This window comes from Chryseobacterium oncorhynchi (genome assembly GCF_002899895.1).
Taxonomy (GTDB): Bacteria; Bacteroidota; Bacteroidia; order Flavobacteriales; family Weeksellaceae; genus Chryseobacterium; species Chryseobacterium oncorhynchi.
On the sequence record NZ_PPEI02000001.1, the window covers coordinates 430,078 to 452,693 of the forward strand.

General features: G+C 34.7%; 21 protein-coding genes and 5 tRNA genes. 13 read left to right on the top strand and 13 right to left on the bottom strand.

Annotated elements, in window-relative coordinates; translation table 11 throughout:
* Positions 1 to 2: 2 nt before the first annotated feature.
* Entirely contained in the window at positions 3 to 2,363 is a 2,361-nt protein-coding gene (locus C1638_RS02030) for a TonB-dependent receptor (RefSeq protein ID WP_109617736.1), read from the bottom strand.
* A gap of 566 nt (positions 2,364 to 2,929) precedes the next feature.
* On the opposite strand from C1638_RS02030, the gene C1638_RS02035 reads away from it, so the two are divergent.
* Positions 2,930 to 3,511, top strand: a complete 582-nt coding sequence (locus C1638_RS02035; protein WP_109617738.1) for a hypothetical protein — start codon at positions 2,930 to 2,932, stop codon at positions 3,509 to 3,511.
* A 441-nt stretch (positions 3,512 to 3,952) separates the two neighbouring features.
* On the opposite strand, the gene C1638_RS02040 is transcribed toward C1638_RS02035, so the two are convergent.
* Positions 3,953 to 4,399 carry a GNAT family N-acetyltransferase gene (locus C1638_RS02040; protein ID WP_109617740.1) on the bottom strand — a complete coding sequence of 149 codons (447 nt, stop codon included), beginning with the start codon at positions 4,397 to 4,399 and terminating at the stop codon, positions 3,953 to 3,955.
* 199 nt (positions 4,400 to 4,598) lie between these two features.
* On the opposite strand from C1638_RS02040, the gene C1638_RS02045 reads away from it, so the two are divergent.
* The 5 genes from C1638_RS02045 (at position 4,599) to C1638_RS02065 (ending at position 8,629) form a co-directional block, all read left to right on the top strand.
* Positions 4,599 to 5,312 (top strand): 2OG-Fe(II) oxygenase, encoded by a 714-nt coding sequence (locus tag C1638_RS02045; RefSeq protein ID WP_109617742.1) that lies wholly within the window; start codon positions 4,599 to 4,601, stop codon positions 5,310 to 5,312.
* A gap of 49 nt (positions 5,313 to 5,361) precedes the next feature.
* Entirely contained in the window at positions 5,362 to 5,646 is a 285-nt protein-coding gene (locus C1638_RS02050; protein WP_109617744.1) for an Ada metal-binding domain-containing protein, read from the top strand.
* 11 nt (positions 5,647 to 5,657) lie between these two features.
* Positions 5,658 to 6,461, top strand: a complete 804-nt coding sequence (locus tag C1638_RS02055; RefSeq protein WP_109617746.1) for a class I SAM-dependent methyltransferase — start codon at positions 5,658 to 5,660, stop codon at positions 6,459 to 6,461.
* Between the two features lie 288 nt (positions 6,462 to 6,749).
* Positions 6,750 to 8,054, top strand: a complete 1,305-nt coding sequence (locus tag C1638_RS02060) for a hypothetical protein (RefSeq protein WP_123838308.1) — start codon at positions 6,750 to 6,752, stop codon at positions 8,052 to 8,054.
* Between the two features lie 20 nt (positions 8,055 to 8,074).
* Positions 8,075 to 8,629 (top strand): DUF6705 family protein, encoded by a 555-nt coding sequence (locus C1638_RS02065; RefSeq protein ID WP_109617750.1) that lies wholly within the window; start codon positions 8,075 to 8,077, stop codon positions 8,627 to 8,629.
* Positions 8,630 to 8,859: 230 nt separating this feature from the next.
* On the opposite strand, the gene C1638_RS02070 is transcribed toward C1638_RS02065, so the two are convergent.
* From C1638_RS02070 to C1638_RS02090, 5 genes are all read right to left on the bottom strand, one after another.
* Positions 8,860 to 8,932, bottom strand: a tRNA-Met gene (locus C1638_RS02070).
* 40 nt (positions 8,933 to 8,972) lie between these two features.
* Positions 8,973 to 9,045: transfer RNA gene (locus C1638_RS02075), tRNA-Met, on the bottom strand.
* Positions 9,046 to 9,084: 39 nt separating this feature from the next.
* Positions 9,085 to 9,157: transfer RNA gene (locus C1638_RS02080), tRNA-Met, on the bottom strand.
* Between the two features lie 40 nt (positions 9,158 to 9,197).
* Positions 9,198 to 9,270 (bottom strand) — tRNA-Met (locus C1638_RS02085).
* Positions 9,271 to 9,309: 39 nt separating this feature from the next.
* Positions 9,310 to 9,382: transfer RNA gene (locus tag C1638_RS02090), tRNA-Met, on the bottom strand.
* 101 nt (positions 9,383 to 9,483) lie between these two features.
* Between C1638_RS02090 and C1638_RS02095 the strand changes: the two genes are divergently transcribed.
* The 7 genes from C1638_RS02095 to C1638_RS02125 all read left to right on the top strand — a co-directional run bounded on the left by C1638_RS02095 (position 9,484) and on the right by C1638_RS02125 (position 15,760).
* Positions 9,484 to 10,095, top strand: a complete 612-nt coding sequence (locus C1638_RS02095) for an L-threonylcarbamoyladenylate synthase (protein WP_109617752.1) — start codon at positions 9,484 to 9,486, stop codon at positions 10,093 to 10,095.
* 38 nt (positions 10,096 to 10,133) lie between these two features.
* Complete coding sequence (locus C1638_RS02100) at positions 10,134 to 10,835, top strand: CPBP family intramembrane glutamic endopeptidase (RefSeq protein WP_109617754.1); 702 nt, start codon at positions 10,134 to 10,136, stop codon at positions 10,833 to 10,835.
* Between the two features lie 4 nt (positions 10,836 to 10,839).
* Positions 10,840 to 11,598 carry a peroxide stress protein YaaA gene (gene yaaA, locus C1638_RS02105; protein ID WP_109617756.1) on the top strand — a complete coding sequence of 253 codons (759 nt, stop codon included), beginning with the start codon at positions 10,840 to 10,842 and terminating at the stop codon, positions 11,596 to 11,598.
* The gene (gene prmC, locus C1638_RS02110) at positions 11,599 to 12,447 is read left to right on the top strand and encodes a peptide chain release factor N(5)-glutamine methyltransferase (protein ID WP_109617757.1); all 849 of its coding nucleotides are present in this window, start codon (positions 11,599 to 11,601) and stop codon (positions 12,445 to 12,447) included.
* Positions 12,448 to 12,489: 42 nt separating this feature from the next.
* Positions 12,490 to 12,849: a DUF4180 domain-containing protein gene (locus C1638_RS02115; protein ID WP_109617759.1), complete on the top strand. Its 360-nt coding sequence runs from the start codon at positions 12,490 to 12,492 to the stop codon at positions 12,847 to 12,849.
* Positions 12,850 to 13,617: 768 nt separating this feature from the next.
* Positions 13,618 to 14,193, top strand: coding sequence for a phage tail-like protein (locus C1638_RS02120; protein ID WP_109617761.1), 576 nt, complete (start codon positions 13,618 to 13,620; stop codon positions 14,191 to 14,193).
* 7 nt (positions 14,194 to 14,200) lie between these two features.
* Positions 14,201 to 15,760, top strand: coding sequence for a lectin-like domain-containing protein (locus C1638_RS02125; RefSeq protein ID WP_228427986.1), 1,560 nt, complete (start codon positions 14,201 to 14,203; stop codon positions 15,758 to 15,760).
* Between the two features lie 91 nt (positions 15,761 to 15,851).
* Here C1638_RS02125 and C1638_RS02130 read toward each other — a convergent pair whose 3' ends face one another.
* The 6 genes from C1638_RS02130 to C1638_RS02155 all read right to left on the bottom strand — a co-directional run bounded on the left by C1638_RS02130 (position 15,852) and on the right by C1638_RS02155 (position 22,599).
* Positions 15,852 to 16,823: an NAD-dependent epimerase/dehydratase family protein gene (locus C1638_RS02130; protein ID WP_109617764.1), complete on the bottom strand. Its 972-nt coding sequence runs from the start codon at positions 16,821 to 16,823 to the stop codon at positions 15,852 to 15,854.
* A complete protein-coding gene (locus C1638_RS02135) occupies positions 16,820 to 17,605 on the bottom strand; it encodes an SDR family NAD(P)-dependent oxidoreductase (protein ID WP_109617766.1) in 786 nt (261 codons plus the stop codon). Before C1638_RS02135 ends, C1638_RS02130 begins: the two co-directional genes overlap by 4 nt.
* A gap of 161 nt (positions 17,606 to 17,766) precedes the next feature.
* Complete coding sequence (locus C1638_RS02140) at positions 17,767 to 18,855, bottom strand: helix-turn-helix domain-containing protein (protein WP_109617768.1); 1,089 nt, start codon at positions 18,853 to 18,855, stop codon at positions 17,767 to 17,769.
* Positions 18,856 to 18,885: 30 nt separating this feature from the next.
* Complete coding sequence (locus C1638_RS02145) at positions 18,886 to 19,527, bottom strand: rhomboid family intramembrane serine protease (RefSeq protein WP_109617770.1); 642 nt, start codon at positions 19,525 to 19,527, stop codon at positions 18,886 to 18,888.
* A gap of 55 nt (positions 19,528 to 19,582) precedes the next feature.
* Entirely contained in the window at positions 19,583 to 22,174 is a 2,592-nt protein-coding gene (locus tag C1638_RS02150) for a DNA gyrase/topoisomerase IV subunit A (RefSeq protein WP_109617772.1), read from the bottom strand.
* A gap of 8 nt (positions 22,175 to 22,182) precedes the next feature.
* Complete coding sequence (locus C1638_RS02155; protein WP_109617774.1) at positions 22,183 to 22,599, bottom strand: hypothetical protein; 417 nt, start codon at positions 22,597 to 22,599, stop codon at positions 22,183 to 22,185.
* Positions 22,600 to 22,616 lie beyond the last annotated feature (17 nt).

Below are 22,616 nucleotides of genomic sequence, written 5' to 3' on the forward strand. Positions count from 1 at the left end.
TTTTACTTAAATAGGTATCTGAATTTTATATAGAAAGCACGTCCCTGCTTCTGAAGTTTGAAGTTGTCATATGCCAGCGCATCACTAAGGTTGGTTACATCGAACGCCACATTATATCTCCCGCTCTTCATGGAATAACTCATACCAACATTGTGCAGGGTTTGTCTTGGAATAAATGGAATATTTCCTGGATTCCCATAGGATTTCCAGTTTTTGTAGAACCATTCAGTCGTCTGTAGTCCGTAGTAAAGCTCTACACGGCTGTCTTTTTGTAACCAGTCATCTTTACCAATGCTTACATTCAAATTCCCAAATAACCAAGGTTGGTTGGGAACATCTTTCTTGTAAGTTGCTGAAACTACATCTTCACTGTTGTTGGCAAATTTTGTATTGTCATACGCTTTGTTGTAGCTCACATTCATTAGCACATTAAGGAGTCTTTTGTACTGGTAACTCAGCTCTCCTTCCAGTCCACGGGTAAAAATATTGGAAAGGTTTTCATATTTGAAAGTACTGTTGTACAAATTAGGAACGGTATAGATAAAATCCTTTGTATCACGAATATATCCCGCCCCTTCGATACGGAAAGCATGCTGCCCCCAATGATGATCGTAGTAAAAACCTACATTTACATTATTACTGGTTTCAGGCTTCAAGTTCATATTACTGGTTACAGCAACACCATCTCCGAAAATTTCCTGTGGTTCCACCAAACGATAAGAACGTTCAAATGATCCTTTTATCCCCAGTCCTCTTGTAATTTTTACCGTGGTGGCAAAACCATAACCCCAGTTACTAAAATTATCCTTTGCCGGATTATCAGTTCTGGTCACCGGATCGAACACTATTTTTTGAAGCCCTACACGATAATATTTACCAAAGAAAACGTTAGTCCAGTGCTTATTGAAAAAATCCTGTTGATAAGCCATAGACAAGATCTGCTTCGTCATCTTCGCCGGAAATACATCATCTTTCTGCTCTTCAAGTTGATTGAATGTCGTGTTCTTAATATAATCAAGTACATAATTGAAGATAAGCTTGTGGTGGTCAACGATTCTGTAAGTAGCTCCTACCTGTGAGTAAAGACGATCTTCATGTTGCATTATTATACTCCTACCTCCTTTTTCACTTGTAGCAGAAGGCTCGAAAGTACCATCCCAGCTATATTTACGCATAAGCGTATCGGTTGCTTTCTGAACACTTTTAGAGAAACCGGCATAAACATTCACATCCAAACGATCATTGAAGAGGTTCGTTTTTTTATACTTCATAAAGTAATTATGTGCTTCTCCACTTTGTTTTACCCCACCATACACTACTTCCTGATTGGAGCCTGTCTGTATCTGTTTGTCGAAAACCGATTGTGACATTCCTACAAAAAAAGAATCTGCCCAGCTTTTGTTTTCTAATCCAATTTCAGCCATCCCGAAAACAGATTGATATCTGTCGTTAAAGCGTTTTACATTTCTTAGCTCATATTGGTTTTGAGCAGGGTTCCATATTTTCATATCTTTCATCAGATAGTCGTTATCCGAGTGGTTATAAAAACTGTTGACGCGTAGGATAAGCCCTGTTTTATCATCTTTAAACTGTCCATTCAGATTAATACGCTGTGTATTGAAAGATCCTAGACTTACACTGGCATCCAGGTAATTTTTGCTGCTTCCGGGAGTAATAATATTAACTGCCCCACCCATAGCATCAGTACTTAGATGAATAGGAACAACCCCTTTATAAATCTCTACTCGCTCGGCCATATTTACAGGTAATGTACTCATGTCTACTCCTTTCCCCAGCATTTCCAAAGGAACGCCATCGATAAAGAATTTCACGGCCTTACCAGACATTCCGTTGATAGAGAAATTATAATCAGAACCTACACCACCCTGCTGCCGAACTTTAATTCCTGTGGTCCTGTTCAAAACCTGATTAAGATCGGCCGTAGTATTAGCCAATTTAGCAACATCTATAGCATTAACAGTAAAAGCACCGTCTTGCAGTGCTTTCACCTTACCTTTGCCATGTACTATAACTTCTTCTACAACCGCCTGGTCCTCTGTTAACTGAATACTTAAAGGAGATCCTTCGCTACCAAAGTTTATTTTCTTTCTGAACTTTTTATAGCCATTCAGATTAAAGACTAATGTAGCTTCTCCTTTCTTGTAATTCATCCTGAAATTTCCATTTTGATCGGTTTGTACTTTAATTTTTGTGTTTTCAACAAAAATAGTTACCCCACTTAACCCACGTTTTGTGTGGTCCTGCACAACTCCCTGAACCAAAAAATCACCATCCTGTGCTTTGGTGAGGGAGATTGAAAGTGTGAAAATGAGAAAGATAAAAATACGCTGATATAATTTCATTATTTATAATTATTATAAATAGCAAAATTAAAGGTTCCCTATCAATCTCCAAAGGAAAAGGCTTTTTTATTTTTAACTATTCTAAATAGAATTAATAAAAGAAATTAAGCAAAACACATAAATAACTCACATTCAGCTATAAAAAGAAAAACAAAAGGTAATTATGTTTTGATAATATGAAAAAAATCATCTGCAGAATAAAGTATACGCCTATAGATTTGCTCGATTTCTATAGATTTAGGTAAATACAGAGGTGAAAATTAATACCATAATCACTTTCTTAGCTCTACTTTTTTAGAATAATATATATAAGAATTCTTAAAATAGTTTAGATCCGATTACCCTCATTTTAATTTTAAACTCTCTATAAAAATATTTCTATGATGAATTTTATTTCTTATTAAGAAATTTTATAAAAAAATCACTTCAAAAAAGAGTTTAAAAACATCATTTATACAACGATGAACAATTTACATTATAGATTTGTTAAATTTTATTAAATAAAATTAAAATGAATTTGTTTTAACCGGGAAATTATATTTATTTTAGTGCTTTAAAAATTTCTCATGAAAAGATATAATTTATTGATTGTACTACTACTGCTTATTTTTAACGTTACGACAGCACAAAAGACAAAATCACCAGCTGCAGACCTTAGTATATTAAAGGATACAAAATCAAAAATCGAAGCCACAGTTCCATTAGTAATTCAACATCTTCAGGCCATTGCTACAAAAGAAAGTGACAATAACATCGTGAACAACGGAAAAATTGCACTAGGAAAGGAATATGGCATCCTGGAATCTGAATGGTTTCTTTACAGAAATAACATGAAAAACTGTATTTTGAACAATTCTTCTAAGAAAGCTAAAAAATGTATGGAATATCATACTCAATACCTTAGAAATACATTCATTAATTATGGTAACTATATTTCTAATCTTACAAGAAAGAATGGGTATTTAGGTGTAGAAGGAGATACAAAATTCGAATTCAAACCTGCTGATATCACTACAAAACTTAGTGAAGCTTATGCCAATGCCAATGATGCTGCAGGAAGAATGAAAGCAGACCAGAAAAGAGAATTTTTAGAGCAAACCATGTCTGAGGAGAACAAACTAGCTCCTTACGGCCAGATAGCTCAATAATATTGAAATCATTTATACTTTCAAAACATAAAAAAAGAGAATTGCAAATGCAGTTCTCTTTTTTATTTGGAGCAAAAGAACCTCCGCCCAAAAGCAGTTTTGTGGTACTAATCATAAAACCTGGGGAAAAAGTAGAAAATAAGGCGGAGATAATTTTGCATAAGCTTTACAGGATCAACTGTCCTACCCATGACCTGTAAAGCTGTACAAAAATAGGGCTATGCAGCCTGCCTGTAAAAGAATCGTTGTAGAATTAAATGATAACAGTTGTAGAAGTAATACTACTTATTTTAATTTTCTGACAGGTAAAATAGAGGCAGGAAATAAGAAGAATTTGTTGTTGAAGAAAAATAAATTTAAAATAAGACCGGTTTTGTATAAAATGGCTTCTACAAACTTACTATCCGGCGCTCGTCTTCTCCTCTCCTTACCTCTATTTATTTATTTCCACCATTGATAATAATTGTGTAATCCATCATATTCAAATCCACAACGAGGGTATAGAGCATTTCCAATATCATTGGTCTTTTCTGTTTCCAGCATCAGTCCGCAAGCACCTGTTTCTTCACACCACAGTTTGCTACGATCAATTAAGGCTACAGAAAGTCCTTTTCCTCTATAGTCAGGATGTACAAATAAGTCACTCAACAGCCACTGTTTTTGCAGCTTAGTATAATGGTACAATTTATAAAGTTGCACAAATCCTACAGCTTTACCCTCAACCCAAGCAAGAAAAATATCAGACTCACTGTTTAAAAACCTTTCTTTAAGAAAAGCCTTTCCTCTTTCCAAATCTGACTCCTGTCTATAAAATATACGGTAGAGATTAAATAATTCTGCCGTTACATTAAGATCCTCAAGGCTTGCTTTTTTAATTGTGTAATTCATCGTTATATTTATTTTGTTTAACAGTGCAAAAGTATCTTTAAATAGGACCAGCATTATCATCCAGATTAAAGTTATATAAATAGTCCAGAAGATAATACACTGCATGTAATGGGGAGATCATAAATAGATAAAAGACCACACGTTTTGGATTTTATACCTCTTTATAAGTTGGGAACTTTGTCATCTAAAAATAAAATCAATGACAGATATAATCCAGAAAATTGAAAACATAGACTGGCAGCACATCACAGAGACAATGCATCAACATGGGCATGCCATGATTCCTCAATTACTATCAGACAACCAATGCAATGAATTAATTTCCAATTACAGCAAAGCAAACTTCTATCGAAAGACCGTGGTGATGGCACGGCATCGCTTCGGCCTGGGTGAATATAAATACTTTAATTACCCTCTACCAGAGCTAATTCAAACAATACGAACCCAAATCTATCCCCATCTGGCTCCTATTGCCAACTCATGGTTCAAAGCTTTAAATATTGACACTCATTTTCCTTTGGAACACGGGAAATTTCTACAGGAATGTCATTCTCATGACCAGCAAAAGGCAACTGTTTTAATTTTAAAATATGAAGATGGTGGTTTCAATACTTTACATCAGGATCTATATGGAAATCATTATTTTCCTATTCAAATTGTATTAATGCTCAGTGAGCCGGATGAAGATTTTACAGGTGGAGAATTTGTACTTACCCAGCAGGTTCCCAGAGCGCAATCTAAAGCGATAGTTTTACAACCCAAAAAAGGAGACGTTCTCATTTTCACAACCAATTTTAAACCTGAAAAAGGAACCAAAGGATATTATAGAGTGAATATGAAACACGGCGTAAGTGAAGTAAAAACAGGAAAACGCTATGCATTGGGAATTATTTTCCATGACGCAATTAACTGATCTATAGAGTAAAAGAATTTAACATACTTAATTTTTAAATCTTAAAAATATGATGCAACATGCTCAATTGTCAGACACTGAACTAAGAAGTAAAATTCGAAAGCAGGAAATTTGTTTCGGAGGAAATAAAAGGCTGAAAATTTATGGCTTACTCAGTTGCCTCTCAGGTAAAAGAATGAAACGGGAAAACAGGGTTTTATTCATTAGCGAAAAAGAAGCTCTACAAAACGATTATCGTCCTTGTGGGCATTGTATGAGAGAACAATACAAAAGCTGGAAAGATTATCAAAAAGGCAGTTCAATATCAGAATTTGTGTATATTACTGACGTTTAAAAACTAATACAATGATCACAGAAAATAATTATCTGGAAATTAACCGAAATTCCTGGAATAACAGAACAGAAAGCCATTTAAAGTCAGAATTTTATGACCTTAAAGGTTTCTTGAATGGAAATAGCTCATTAAACGACATCGAATTGAATCTTTTAGGTGACCTCCAAGGGAAATCTGTTTTACATTTACAATGCCATTTCGGTCAAGATACCATTTCGATAAGCAGGCTTGGAGCAGAGGTTACAGGCGTTGATTTATCAGATAAAGCTATTGAAAGTGCCAAACAACTTGCTCATGAAACCCAGTCCAATGCCAACTTTATCTGTTGTGATATTTATGATCTACCCAATCATTTAGATAAACAATTTGACATTGTTTATACCAGCTATGGAACTATTGGATGGCTACCGGATCTTGATAAATGGGCAAAAGTCATTTCACAATTCTTAAAGCCGGGTGGACAGTTTATATTTGTTGAGTTTCATCCTGTTGTATGGATGTTTGATGACAACTTTGAAACAATAGGCTACAGATACTTTAACTCGGGAGCTATTATTGAAACAGAAAGTGGAACGTATGCTGACAGAAATGCAGAGATTACCCAATCGTATGTTATGTGGAATCATGGTTTAAGTGAAGTAATAAATAGCCTGATTAAAAACGGGCTTGAAATCAACAGCTTAGATGAGTTTGACTATTCTCCTTATAATTGTTTCAATAAAACCATTGAATTCGAGTCTAAAAAATATAGTATAGAACATTTGGATAATAAAATCCCTATGATTTATTCAGTAACAGCGAAAAAGAAAAAATAAATTCCAGTCAATTTTAAGCAATTAAAACTTAGCCTTCCGTAGATTTTCAAAATTCCACAGTTGAAAATACTTGTGTTATTCGCAAAATCTACTGGAGGCTTCATTTTTTTATATAGAAACGATACAAGATCGATATTATACACTTGTAATGTACTGGAGTATTTCATGAGTTATGGTTTTCAGTAATTTGGATATGAAAAAATAATTTACTTTTATCACGATGATAAAAAATCACATCAAATAGAATTAATTATTATATTTACACCCAAAACAAACACACAAATGCTTATGAAGAAAAATTTAGTCTATGGGCTATTATTGCTCTCCACATTATCTGTTTCCCTTAATTCCTGCAGAACAGACGAAATGCTTACTAGCACAGAACAAACCCAGAAGGAAAAAATAGCCTTTTTCGAGCGCTTTGAAAATGAAAAAAGCCTTTCTAAAAATGCAGGTTCCAATAATTATGCAATCCCCTTTGGAAACTCCATGATCGCCTACTTTGAGAAGTATCCCGAAAAGAAAACAGAACTTGAAAACAAGTATGGAACTGTTGACTTAAGGGTTTCCTCACAGGATATTGGAGGAGATGAGGGGGATAACAGAAAGCTTCTATTTTTTCCTATGCTCAAGGATGGAAAAGTAACGGCTGTAATAGCCGGAGTGGTAAATGCAGAAAGGGATTATCTCTACTTTGACGTTCATCAAAACACTCATTCTGATGCTGTTTACCTAATTAATAAATTTCAAAACTACTACGATACCAAGACAGTATCCCAAAATAGCAATGATCCCATTGATGTGGGGGAAGTTATCATTATTGTAACAAGACCAATAAAACTAACGATGTATGACGTATGGAGCGGAGGTGGAGGTATTGGTAGCGGAGGACATGACATGGGAGGTGGAAACGGGGATTTTGGAGGAAATGGTGGCAGTGGTGGCAATCCATACACCCCACAGAATCAGAATCCTTGTGAGAAAATGAAAGGACAAAACCAAAATACGGAATTTAAAGCAAAGGTTGCAGAAATTGATAAGAAAGAAATATTTGATAAGGATAAGGAAACTGGTTTTTCTGCAGCTTATGGGCAACCAAAAACAAATTATGAACCTTTGTCAAATAATAATGACAATTTAAAATTTCCATATGGAAATAAGTACTATGGATATATGCACGCTCATTTGGATAGTAAAGATGGGCTAGTTAAAATATTTTCACCTGCCGATATTTTTACATTCCTAACTTCCTGTGTAAGAAATGCTGAATCTAAGGGATCAATGTCAGATGCTTATGGCATAGTTATTACATCACAAGGTAATTATATATTGAAATATTCTGGTGATGGAAGTTTTGGTATTGGACCAGGATCACTTGCTAGCTGGCAATCCTCTTATGAAAAGATATTTTCAAGTCTTACAGAGAGTCAACTTTTAGACCCTAATATAATTGAAAAAGAATTTACAAAGTTTATGGATGAAAAAGTGAAAATTGATGGGTTAGAGGTATATAAAAGTGATAAAACAACAGGTGATACCACTAAATTAAAATACGATAAGGCTACAAATAAAGTAGTTCCAACCCCTTGTTAATGACTAAATATTTAAAAATCATGAAGAATAAATTTTTAATTATACTTTTTTTTGTTGCTACTTTTTGTAATGCACAACAAATTTACTCACTCCGACCAGCAGAAAGCTCTTTACCGGAAGGATCATATCAAAAGGACACCAATAATGAGTTGCCAGAATATGAAGGGACTTGGAAAGGGACTTGGGATAACAAAACTGTTTTCGTAACATTCAAGAAATTGACAAATCAATATGATACAGATTTAAAGTATTATAAAGATTACCTAATTGGAAAATTCAAAGTTATTGATGGTAACGGAAGTGTACTTTTTGATAACTCAACTATCACTGATGCCAGTGCAAAAATAATGGGACACAGTTTCAGAAGATACAATGATAGATACTTATTATCTTATATTGATTATGATTTATGTAATACAAATGCAAACATTGCGATAAAGTTTGCAGACTCTTCCAAAACACAACTAATTTGGAAACTTACTTATGGAAGTAATATGATAACGATCGAATGTCCATATTATAATACTCAAACTCCTGAAGCTTTGCCTAAAGATATAGTTCTAACAAAACAATAAAGCTTCTGTTTAATAAAAAAACACACTCAATTGAGTGTGTTTTTTTTAGAAATTATCACTTAATTTTTCAATCTCTCTTTTTTTACAAATTCTTCCATTTCTTCAATAAAATTTCCTCTTTCATCGCTTGATAGAGATAATGCACTCAGTGTTTAAGTTTCAAAAATGTGTACATAAAAAAAATCGGTATAACTTACTGTTATACCGATCTTACCAGTTTAAAAACTTAGTAGCGGGAACCGGACTCGAACCGATGACCTTCGGGTTATGAGCCCGACGAGCTACCTACTGCTCCATCCCGCGGTGTATTTTTTAGAGTGTCTACCGAAGACACTTAACTTAGTAGCGGGAACCGGACTCGAACCGATGACCTTCGGGTTATGAGCCCGACGAGCTACCTACTGCTCCATCCCGCGGTGTATTTTTAGAGTGCTTACCGAAAGCACTTAACTTAGTAGCGGGAACCGGACTCGAACCGATGACCTTCGGGTTATGAGCCCGACGAGCTACCTACTGCTCCATCCCGCGGTGTATTTTTTAGAGTGCTTACCGAAGACACTTAACTTAGTAGCGGGAACCGGACTCGAACCGATGACCTTCGGGTTATGAGCCCGACGAGCTACCTACTGCTCCATCCCGCGGTGTATTTTTAGAGTGCTTACCGAAAGCACTTAACTTAGTAGCGGGAACCGGACTCGAACCGATGACCTTCGGGTTATGAGCCCGACGAGCTACCTACTGCTCCATCCCGCGATATTGGATTGCAAAGGTACAAATATTTTTTACAAATCCTAATTTTTCTTTTAAATAAAGGACTTTTACAGAAACTATTTTATTATTTGTATCTTTGTTCTATGGCAAAGATATTGAAAATTTACCCAGACAACCCTCAGGAAAATCTTGTGAATGAGGTTATTAAAACATTGAATAATGGCGGATTAATTATCTACCCTTCAGATACAATTTATGCCTTAGGCTGCAATATTTTTGATATAAAAGCCATGGAAAAACTGGCCCAACTTAAAAAATTAAAGCTAGAAAAGTCAAAATTCTCTATAATTTGTAATGACTTGAGCCATCTTTCCGATTTCACAAGACCTATTGACACCTCTATTTTCAGATTTCTGAAAAGTCATCTTCCGGGTCCGTTTACATTTATTCTTGAGGCTAATAAAAGTTTGCCATTGGCTTATAAAGGGCACAAAACAATTGGTATTCGTGTTCCTGATCACCCAATTCCACAGCTTATCGTTGAAAAATTAGGTCACCCTATTGCATCAACATCTATTCATGACGATGATGAAATCATTGAATACTCTACAGATCCTGAGCTTATTGCTGAGAAATATGACCATCTTGTAGATATTGTGATTGATTCAGGATATGGAGATAATGTGGCTTCAACTATTGTAGACCTTACTTCAGGCGAACCGGAAATCATCCGTCAGGGAAAGGGAATTATTTAATTCAAAGTTTGAAGTTTAAGGTTTAGGATTATTGGATTATGAGTCTTAATGGGAAATATTCTATAGGAATTTTACTCACTTTTGTGCTTTTGGCTGCGGTAATGCTGTATGTTTTTCCTGTTATCAGAATGGTTACGGGTATACAAAGTATTACGGTAGAGAGTTTTTCTCTGAGCCGACTTGCCATATGGAGTGTTCTGCTTATTGTATTTCTGTATTCATACTTTATTGAAAAAGGATCTTTTCTATTAAAAGATGAAAAGAAATATCCCCTTGGATTCTATTTAAAGGCTGTTATCTGCTTATACTTGGTTTGTGCAATAGGAGGTGCATTTATAAATACATTGCTTCAATTCTTGTTACAAGAAAAAATCAGTAATAAGCTTCTTCAGCTTACCTCAATTTTTAAGAATAATTATTTTTTAATTATTTTAACATGCCTTACAGCAGGCGTTGTAGAAGAATTTCTGATGCGTGGATATATACAACCCAGAATTGAGAAATTATACAATAGTCCTCTTTTGGGAGTTATTGTGTCTGCATTACTGTTTGGCATTCTTCACAGTACCTACGGAACAATAGGTCAGGTTGTAGTACCTTTCTTTATTGGAGCCGTTTTTGCTATGTTTTATAAAAAATATTCAAATATTAAAATTCTGATCATTTGCCATTTTATGTTTGATCTGGTATCTCTGATGATTATGAACTTTATAGATTTTAAACACTTATCTGTATTTTAACATTATGAAAATTATATCATCTCCTGCAAAATTAATGAACGTAGAAAATTCAACGGATCTGTTGAAATCCACTACTCCGAAATTCATTGAAGATGCAGCATTTATACATTCTTATTTAAAAGAAAAGTCTCCAAAATATCTTTCCGAATTAATGGAAATTTCGCCTAAACTGGCTGATGAAAACTGGGAAAGAAATCAAAGATGGAAATCTAAGCCTACCGCAAAGGAATCTGCACCGGCTATGTTTGCCTTTACTGGTGAAGTGTACAGAGGATTAGACGCAAAGACACTTGACAAAAATGCTATTGACTATTTACAGAAGAACTACAGAATGCTTTCCGGATTGTACGGATTGCTAAAACCATCTGATAAAGTAATGCTGTACCGACTAGAAATGGGTCGCCATTTTGAATTTGAGCAATATAAAAACCTATATGAATTCTGGAGAGAAAAGATTACAGAACAGCTTAATTCTGAAATGAAAAAGGGAGAGGTTCTTCTTCACCTGGCAAGCAATGAGTATGGGAAAGTAATTGACAGAAAAAAATTAAACCATAAAGTAATCGACTTCGATTTTTATGAATTAAAAGACGGCAAGTTGAAAACGATTGTCGTTTATACGAAACATGCAAGAGGACTTGTTGTAAGATTCTGTGCTGAAACGAATGCAAAAACATTGGATGATGTAAAAGCTTTCAATTATGAAAGATATAGAATTGATGAAGAGAGGTCTACTGATACAAAACTGGTTTTCACAAGATAAATGACAATTTCAGCATATAAAAAATATTTTAAAGCAGAACTTTCCGACGTTTATACAGAGTCGGAAAGCGCTTTCTTATCCTCTCTATTCATTCATAAAATAGCAGGTTTCGATAACTTTCAGCAAAGAAGGTTCTCAGAACAGGAACTTTTAATGGATGACGAGAAACAACTTTATAATTTGGTTTCAGAATTAAAAACAGGAAAACCCTATCAACAGATTTTGGGTGAAACTGAATTCTATGGAATGAAATTCTTCGTAGATGAAAATGTTCTGATTCCTCGTCCGGAAACTGAAGAACTGCTTGAAATAGCGATTCGTGAGATTCAAGGACTGAAACTTAAAATCCAAGGATTAAAAATTCTGGATATTGGAACCGGTAGCGGTGTGATTCCTTTAGTTTTAAAGAAACATTTTCCGAACGCTGAAGTTTCTTCTATAGATTTTTCTGAAAAAGCATTGAAAACAGCTCAACAAAATGCCGATCATCATCAATTGGAAGTTCAGTTCATTCATGGCGATTACCTTAATTTTAAATTGGCTGAAAATTATGATATCATTATTTCAAACCCACCATACATAGGAATTGAGGAAGAAATTGAAATAGCTGATTCTGTGAAAGAATTCGAACCTAAAATGGCCCTCTTCTCTCCTACTTCTGATGCGTTAATCTTTTACAGAAAAATTGCAGAAGATGCTAAGGATCACTTGAATGATGATGGACTTCTATTTTTAGAAATCAATCAAAAACTTGGACCTGAAACTCTTGAACTGTATTCGTACTTTGCCAATGTTCAATTAGTAAAGGATTTATCTGAAAATGACAGATTTATCTGCGGAAAGAAATAAGTAAATTTATCTCCCAGAAAACGTAATCATCTCACTGAAATCATGGTCATCAAATCACACAATATCAAAAATATAAAAGTTGCAGAAGTACTCTCTGATGAAGTAATAATTCAATCGGTACAAGACGGGCTGGATCTAATGGGTGATATTTATTACCAAGGATTTGACAAAGTAATTGTTTATGAAAAAGATATTACGCCTGATTTCTTTGATTTAAAAACTAAAATTGCAGGAGAAATCCTGCAAAAGTTTTCCAATTACCGTATTGGATTAGCCATTATCGGCGATTTCAGCAAATATGAAAGCAAGAGCATGAAAGATTTTATTTATGAAAGTAATAAAACAGGACATGTCAACTTTCTAGAAACATTGGAGGATGCTTTGGAAAACTTTCTAAAATAAATGTTTCTGTAATATTAAGCTTTATTCTAATTCTTATCTATGCTAGTCAGGTAATCTTCTTCCTGACTGACATAAACTCTGCCCATCTTATTTCTAGAATATGGGCTAACTTCCTATAACATAACAAAAAGTATTATTTTTTTTGAAAAATTTTTGAAAGAAAACTCAGAGGGAAATTCTTTTCATCTTCATCAAATCCACACTTTGAAATCGAAATTACATCCAGATTTCCCCTAATAATTAAAAAAAACCATGTATTTAATTCATTTAATAAACGCATTATATAAAAGTAAAATCAATAAAATTACTATATGAATAAATAAAACCAAATAAAAAGCAATTATCAATTTAAAAATCGGGCGAATGAAAATTTAATTGATAGAAAGCAGCGAAATAATATAATTAATTCATATTTTTGCATAAACACAAGCATTATGAATATCATTATTTTAGATACTACAACTACGATTTCGACGTAGTCAATTATTTGCTAATCACTATTGAATTTCTTAGCAAAATCAGCATAAAAAAAAATAACATTTTATCAATAAAAGCCTAAGGTTTTATTGCTGCTATTTTTTCGTGCCCATCACAGACAATCGTTATTTTCGAAGAAGTTGACATACATATCAATTTCTAAGATTAACATTCGATTTAAAAATCAAAAAAACCAATATCCATTTTAAAAAATTAAGAATACTGCCGGTATTTTTAGGCAATTAATATTGTTAAAAAATTATTATTAACACACAAATAAATTCACAAGCAATGAAAATTTTTCTTTTACAAATTTCGATTTTTTTAATTAGCATTTCTGCACATGCTCAGGTTGGGATTAACACCCCTAATCCAGATGAAAGTGCAGCTTTAGATGTTTATAGTCAAAGTAAAGGAATGTTAATTCCCAGGCTTACAACAGCAAAAAGAGATGCTATACCTAAACCGGCCAACTCTCTTCTCATTTACGATACCGATAAAAAATGCTTGAGCCAAAATATAGGTACACCTACCGCTCCGGATTGGCTATGTATCAGTAATAATGCTGTTAAAATCTTTTATATGCCGAGTGTTTCTTTCGATACTTCACAGAATGCTAATGGTCAAATTAAAGATTTATATACCCTTTATAAGAATCAATTTGGATCTCCGAAAGCAAAAAGCACAAGTGCACCGGCCTCAATTCCTTTTTTCCCATCGAATAAAGACATTTATTATTATGTAACCGATGCTGATCCTAATGTATTCAGTAATATTTCTATTTCGGATTCAGGGGTAATGACTTATGATGTGAGAGCAGCGGCAACAGATTGTTCTTTTATTAATATTGTTTTTGTTGTAAAATAAGTAAGCTATGATAAAGAGCAACCTAATTATACAACATAAAAGATTTTTGTTTATTTTTCTACTGTTTATTTTTTCTCAACATATTTCAGCACAGAATGAACAAGGGACAGGTTATCCGTACTTCGTAAGTTTTACACAGGGATTACAGCCACAAGAGGCTTATAAAGTATCTACAAGTGGAGTTCAGAATGATGCAACCTTTACTACTGATGGTTTACGATTAACCCGAAATGTAAACAACACATCCGGAGGAGTGATATTGGCTGATAAAATATTTAAAAGCAACCAGGGAATTAAGTTTGAATTTGAATATGCAATTTATGGCGGAGATTCCAATGGTGGAGATGGTATATCTATATTTTTAGTAGATGGATCAATTCCTAAAGATCAACTTAATCTTGGATACTTTGGCGGAGGATTGGGCTATACTTTTGTTCTGAGAAACTCAAACCAAGGAGGAAATCTTGAGGGATTAAGAGGTGCTTATCTGGGAATTGGGCTGGATGAATTTGGAAATTTTAAAACCAGATTCCGTCAGGGAGACAGAACAAGGAACGGACTTTCTGATGTATCAATAGCCAATGGCCGAAGTAATGTAACTTTAAGAGGGAAACGTGGTAATCAATATCTTTCGTCTTCTGAGCCTGCGGGATACAATGGTTATCCATTACTTTATAGTACGGCAACTAATACAGCTCCCTCAAGTAATAATCGTTCAATTTACCTGGATGTTCAAACAGGGAAGCATATTGCTACTCAAAATTCAAACTTTAATCAATTTATCATGGAGAGTGGCGGAACTACAATTCCTAAAGATGACAACGATGCCAGATACCGTAAAGCATTTGTAACACTAGTTCCTAATCCATCAGGAGGTTATAATGTAACCTTAGAAATACAGCATGGAAATGTTAAGGAAAAGATTATTGATAACTATTATTATCCTACTTCTTTAAAATATACAGAGAATGCGATGCAAAATAATCAGGTAAGAACTCTTGATACTTCTCCTCCTGCCACCTTTAGAATTGGTTTTGCGGCATCAACAGGGGATGCCAAAAATATACATCTATTAAAGAATTTAGGAGTCAGCAAACCTTATGCTGCTGAAGTAACGGATGATTTATTTGCAGGATGCCCAAAGATAAAATCTATGTACGCTCCATTACTCAATGATGTTGCCTATTCTTCTATAAATGGTCAAAACCCACCAACTGCTTCTTATGACAATATTGATTTTAAATCATTCCGATTCTTAGATATCAATGGAAATGTGATTCCCAATATAGTAAACAATGTTTACACCAACAGCGAAGGAACATGGACCTATTACCCATCTACGGGGAAAGTTTCTTTCAGGCCTGCTAATGGATTTACCGGAATAGCTAAAATAAGATATGATATCAAAGGGGGCGGCAGAAACGGAACTGAAAGTCCTTACAACAATGAAGATTACAGATCAATGCCAGCATTGATACAGGTCAATATCTCAAGCTCTAATAATTGCAGCAAACCTTGTGTTATTTCTAATAAAAATGTAACTCAAAAAATAGATTATCCTCGTTAAGAAAACCGGATACTACTAAAACATAAAATTTAAATATATAAAAACCAGCTTTTTAAGGGCTGGTTTTTTCATTAATAATCGCTATTAAAAATCAATGCATATTCTTTTTAATAAAATATTGAACGGCTTCTTCTATTGCATTATCAATGGAACGATACTGAATATCCAGATTCTCTACTGATTTTTGATTGGAATAATAATTACAGATTTGCAGTGCTTTCATATTGGATGTACTGAGGCTTGTTTTTATTTTTAATATCCGCAGGCTATCTCCTATCAGCCCAATACAACTCAGAAATCTATTTGGAATTGGAATCATGACGGGATGTTGGTCTGTAATTTCGTTTATTTTTTTGAAAAACTCTCTGTAGCTTAAGTTTTCATTGGCCAAAAGATATCTTTCACCATTCTTTCCTTTACCTATGGCAGCTACTACTCCATTGGCGGCATCTTCTACGTGAACAAAGTTTTTTCCTCCTTTCGGATAGAAGACCAATTTCTTTTTCCATGCCCAAAAGATCAGTTTTCCGGAACTTGGTTTGGTATCGTAAGCTCCAATCATAAAAGTTGGGTTCAGAATAATAACATCAATGTTCTTATGATTCTGTAAAAGAAAATTTTCAGCTTCAAGTTTACTTTGGGCGTAATATATTTTTGTGAAAGGATACTTTTGTTCTTTATCTTCATTCCCCAATTGTTTTTCATCTCCATAGCCTAATGTATTGGCAGAACTTATGAACAGGAATCTTTTTACTCCGCAGGCTTCTGCCTGAGTGATTAAATTTGCTGTCATTTCATAGTTTACTTTTCTGTAATCATTATAACTTAGCAAATCCTGCCGCGTTTCTGCAGCAATGTGAATCACACAGTCAGTTTCCTTAAGAAACAGAGAAAGATCAGACGAAAGCTCTGCTTCCACCAGTTTCAGGTTTTCATTTTCCTCACCCACATAGTTGCTTTTCTTGCGCACCAGAGCAATAACAGTATAACCATCTTTTAATAATTTAATAATGACATTGGTTCCCAGAAGTCCTGTAGCTCCGGTTACAAAAACGTTTTTCATGCTTCGATCTCTCTTTTTATGGCCTGCGTCATCAATGGAAGTTTAATCCATATCGGGACAATCTTCATCATCAGCCAACTAATTGGGTTCACCATAATTACGGAATCTTTTTTAAATAACTGCTGAATGCAGCGGGAAGCTACTTTATCAGGGTTTAAAAGTGTCATTTTACCCCAGAAGCCTTGCTTTTCAATTCTTTTACAGACATCGGCATTGGTTTTCATGGCTCCGGGGTTTACAACGCTTACAAAAACATTAGTATCTTTTAACTCTTCATGCAATCCTCTTGAAAATGAATGGATAAAGGTTTTGGTTGCAGGATAAACGGTCTTAAATCCTATCGGAGAAAAAGCAGCCATGCTGGAAACATTTAAAATATATGCCTTGGGCTGCTTTAGCAGATTGGGCAGAAGTTGGTGCGTAATAAGTGAGGTAGCCGTTACATTGACCTGAAGAATTGTATTGATATAATCTGAACTTGCTTCTGTAAACCTTTTGGTTCCACCAAGCCCTGCATTATTGATCAAAATATGGATATTGAAAGACGAGTTAAGCCATTCTGTGAGCTTTAACACATTTTGATTGACAGAAAGGTCTACTTCATAATAATGGGTCTTTATTTGATATTTTTCTTCAAGCTGTTGAGAAAGTTCTTTGAGGTTCTGATTCGGAAGACTTACCAAAATGACATTAATGTTTTTCATGGCTAGATTTTCAGCAAATGCTTTTCCTAAGCCTTGGCTGGCTCCTGTAACTACTGCGTACGATTCTTGGGTATCCATAAGATTAAATTTTACGGTACAAAGCTATCGTAGGGATGCCCTTTTAATGTTCCGAATTATCTGAGCGAACCTATTTTTAAATCAAAACACAACGAATACTCAATTGATTAAAAATCAACATATTAAACACAAATAAAAAGTAAAACTTTATAAATCGGAACTTATTTTTTGAACTCAGAAGGAGTTTGTCCGGTCAGTTTTTTGAAAGTTGTATTGAATGAGGTTTTGGAATTGAATCCTGATTCATAGGCAATCCCTAAAATTGATAATTTGCTGTCCGTTTCCTTTAAAAGTTTTTTGGCATATTCTACCCTAAATTCATTGATGTACTGGAAAAAGTTTTTTCCGAAACCTGTATTAATTACATAGGATAAATGATGAGTGGAAACAGATAACATTTCTGCCAGTTTAATAAGGTTCAGCTCACTGTCCAGATAAGGTTTTTGGGTGTTCATTATCTTTTCCAGCTGGGTTTTAATCTTTAATAACTCTTCATCAGAAATCAGTTTTCTTTTTACGTCTTCTGAATCCGAATCTTCATTAATGGAGATAAGTTCTTCCCGTTGTTTTTCTTCCAGAGGATAAATCTCTTTTTCTTTCAGGGAGTAGTAACCAACACAGTATATAACAAGGAGAAAAACTGTATTGATAAAGAAGTTCAATGATTTTGGATCATAAAACAGGTTATAAATTACATAGATAATGTTCACGGCAAAAAGCACCAGAATAATATATTCCAGCCAATTCAGATCAATTCCTTCTGTATTGGAGGAAAACTGTTGAATTTTTCGTTGATGCTTTCTGATGGTAATATAGGAAAGTCCTGTATAAAACAATGCCTGAACTAAAATAAGGATAACAGCCAAAGACTCAAACGGATCCTTATAACCTAGTCTTACTAATACAAGACAGGTTAAAAATGCTGCCGGCAGCAGGAGAAATTTAAAATCTGTTATTTTAAACCTAAAAGACGGGTTGGTATAGAACAATACACTTAAGTAGAAAAAAATCGGGGTCAGATATTGTATAGATCTTATCAGAAAAAGGGAATGAAATTCAATAACTGAACCGGTAATCAGGAAAAGCACCTCGTCCATCCAAAATGTGGACCACAGGAAAAGAAAGAGCCCAAACCAAAAATTAGCTTTTTTGTTAACTTTTAAAGGGTTGGCTAGCTTTAATAAAGAAAGCAAAACCAATGAACCATAGATAAGTATCACGATGAAACTATTAAATTCTGATGTGTTCATTGGTTTTGATATTTTAATTAGAAATAGTTTTTATCCTATTCGTTTCCTGACAAAGATCTGATAGCCCAAATAAATTAAAGGAAGTGACATTACCCCCAGATAGAACAAGTTACTCATTGCCAGCTGCGGATGCATTACTACGGAATAAACAAGTCCGAAAAAGGCACCTCCAAGGTGAGCCGCATGCCCAAGGTTATCCCATTGCTTAGGATTCAGCATCATATATACTGAATAACCAAAATACAAGGTTCCAAACAGCCATCCCGGTAAAAAGTTGACACTAATTTCATTCGGGGCCATTGCTATGGAAGCAAAAATAATACCCGAAACGGCTCCTGATGCTCCGATTGCGGAATACCAAGGCTGCTTCTGATAAATCTGTAAGCTAAATAGGTTACCCAGAATCATTGATCCAAAGTAAATGATTAGAAATCCTATTTCTCCAAAAAAGTGGATCACCACTCCCTGAAAGAAGTATAGGGAAAGCATATTGAAAAACAAATGCATAAAGTCTGCATGCAAAAATGCAGAGCTGATTAGTCTTATATATTCTTTTTTGTTGGCAATTGCTCCAACATTGAATTTATATTTTTCAAATAAACTGGTATTGTTGAATCCCATGTAACTAAAGATACATGTGACTGCCATGATAATCAAAACTACTATACTCATCTGGTATTTTTTATTTTATTTTCTTGAAAATATGAAAACTGCTTTTCAATATATTCTATTCAGTTTCGTTATCTCCGTCTCCCTGAAACAAATCTCCGATGATCCCTCCATCTTCATCCATATCACCTGTTGGTTCCGGCTCTTCATACACTTCCGGTTCTTCTTCTACAGGTTCTGGAATGGTAATATTAATAGCTTTTACCTTAAATTTCGTAAACTGGTTTCCGATCGCCTTTATCCCTTTTACGGCAATGAATTCGTCGATATTTATAGTTTCCGGATCACGTTCTTTGCCTTTATCTTTTGCAAAAATGATTTCTGCAGTAACATCATTTGATATCACTACATTTTCTATGAATGACTTCGGATGCTCAGACGGCATAAAGGTTTGTAAATTAACCGTATTTTCCAACAGGAATCTCTTGATAAAATAAATATCCTTTTCGCCATCGTAATAGATACAGGTAATAGGCTGTGCAGGTCTCCATTTTTCAAGAACCAAGTATTCATCATCAAAACGGTTCCCCAGATCGAATGAAACAAGCTTTACTTCGCCATTGGTATTGATCGTCAAGATCTTGTCATCTCCTTTAAAGCTTCCCAGTAATGTACCTCTTGCATCAGCATTCAGTCTTCTTACTGTATCATCAAACCAGATTCTTCTTGGAGCGAGTGTAGAAACCCCCTCTTCTTTCATATCTACTTTCTTCACAGCATATTTGGTCACCAGATTTCCTTTAGAATCACGGCCTTTAATGGCAAGTTCAGAGAAATTGATTTCCATTTTATTCTTTCTGATTCTTGGGTTTGGCTTTAAAAGTACAGTTACTGTTTCCGCTTCTCCATTAGGGTTGGCAGAAAAGTACAATGTTTCTGAACCTTTTTTATCAGAAGCCAAAGGATAATCTGTATTTCTGGTTACTCCTGTTACAGAGAAACGCTTCATGTAAAACGGCCCCTCTCTTCCTTCGCGGTAGATCATGTTGTACACCGTTCTCTTGTCGTTTTTCTTCCAGATAGCAACGTGAAGTATATCTTTTCCAATGAATGTTTTAGCCTCCACTTTTACCACTTTCATGCTACCGTCTTTTCGGAAAGTAATGATATCATCAATATCTGAACAATCGAATAAATATTGATCTTTTTTCAATGAGGTTCCGATAAAGCCTTCTTCAAAGTTTGCATAAAACTTCTCATTGGCAACAGCAACCTTAGTAGCATCAATGGTATCAAAAATCCTAAGCTCGGTTTTTCTTTGCTTGTCTTTTCCATATTTCTTCTGAATATTTAAATAATAATCAATAGCATACGTGATCAGATTGGCAAGGTGGTGTTTTACCTGCTCTATTTTACCCTCAAGAGAGGCAATATTTTCTTTAAATTTATCTAAATCGAATCTTGAAATTCTCTTGATTCTGATTTCTGTTAGTCTTAAGATATCCTCTTCTGTAACCGCTCTTAAAAGATGTCCGGTATGAGGTTTCAATCCTACATCAATTGTTTTCAGGACATCTTCCCAGCTTTTCACCTCTTCGATATCATGATAGACTCTGTTTTCGATGAAGATTCTTTCTAATGATGAAAAATGCCAGCTTTCCTGAAGTTCGTGAAGTTCTATTTCAAGCTCTTTTTCCAGCAATGAAACCGTATGGTCCGTATTCATTCTCAGAATTTCGGAAACATTCAGGAACATAGGCTTGTCCCCCACAATTACACATGCATTTGGAGAAATTGTCACTTGACAGTCGGTAAATGCATATAAAGCATCAATCGTCTTGTCCGGAGAAACATCATTATGAATATGAATCAGAATTTCTACTTTATCAGAAGTATTATCCTCAATTTTTTTGATCTTGATCTTTCCTCTCTCATTGGCCTTTAAAATAGAGTCAATAAGATCACTTGTCGTTTTGGAATATGGAAGTTCAGAAATTACCAGCAAATGTTTGTCTGTTTGGGTAATTCTTGCTCTCGCTCTTACCTTTCCTCCTCTGTGACCGTCATTATATTCAGATACATCAAGATATCCGGCCGTTAAAAAGTCCGGATACAATTCAAATTTCTTTCCTTTTAAATAGGCTATAGATGCGTTGATCAGTTCATTGAAGTTGTGTGGAAGTATCTTTGTAGAAAGTCCTACCCCGATTCCTTCTACACCCTGGGTAAGAAGTAATGGAAACTTAACCGGAAGATCAATAGGTTCATTATTTCTTCCATCATAGGATTTTGTCCATTCGGTAGTTTTAGGATTGAATACTACTTCCAGAGCGAAAGGCGTCAATCTTGCTTCAATGTATCTTGCCGCCGCTGCAGAATCTCCTGTATAGATATTCCCCCAGTTACCCTGAGTATCTATCAGTAGTTCTTTCTGACCAATCTGTACCATGGCGTCTGTAATGGAGGCATCACCGTGAGGGTGATACTTCATGGTATTTCCCACGATATTGGCTACCTTATTGTAACGGCCATCCTCCAGTTCCCGCATAGAGTGCATGATTCTTCGCTGCACAGGCTTCAACCCGTCATATACGGACGGAATAGCCCTATCCAGAATTACATAGGAAGCATAATCCAGAAACCAATCTTTATAAAGACCGGAAACTTTCTTTAAGCTGTCACCCTCATGCGAATATTCTTCTGTCGTCATCTGTTATATTAATCTTTTTTCTCCTTATTAGCTTTCACAACTTTATTCAGAGAGAGTTTTAAATCGTTTACTTCTTTTCTGCTCAAATAAGAAATCTGGTACTTCAGTATGGTGGAACCACTATTCTTACTTGAAAGTGTAATGTATAATCTTTTGATAAAGAAAATACTGACTACATCATATTTTATCAGTTTATATTTTGGAAATTCGTCATGAAGAGGGGGATTTAAAAAAGGAATAATATTCCTGTTTTTAAAATTCAATGCTTCTCCATCACTGTCATATTCAAAGATCTGTCTTCCACTAAGGTAAAAAACAACCAGCATTAACAGGGGAATGATAATGAGTAAATAACTCTCATCTCCTAATGCATTAAATCTATATTTATTAGCCAGAAACCCAAGTATTCCAAATACTACTATCATGAGTAGCAGGGTACTTA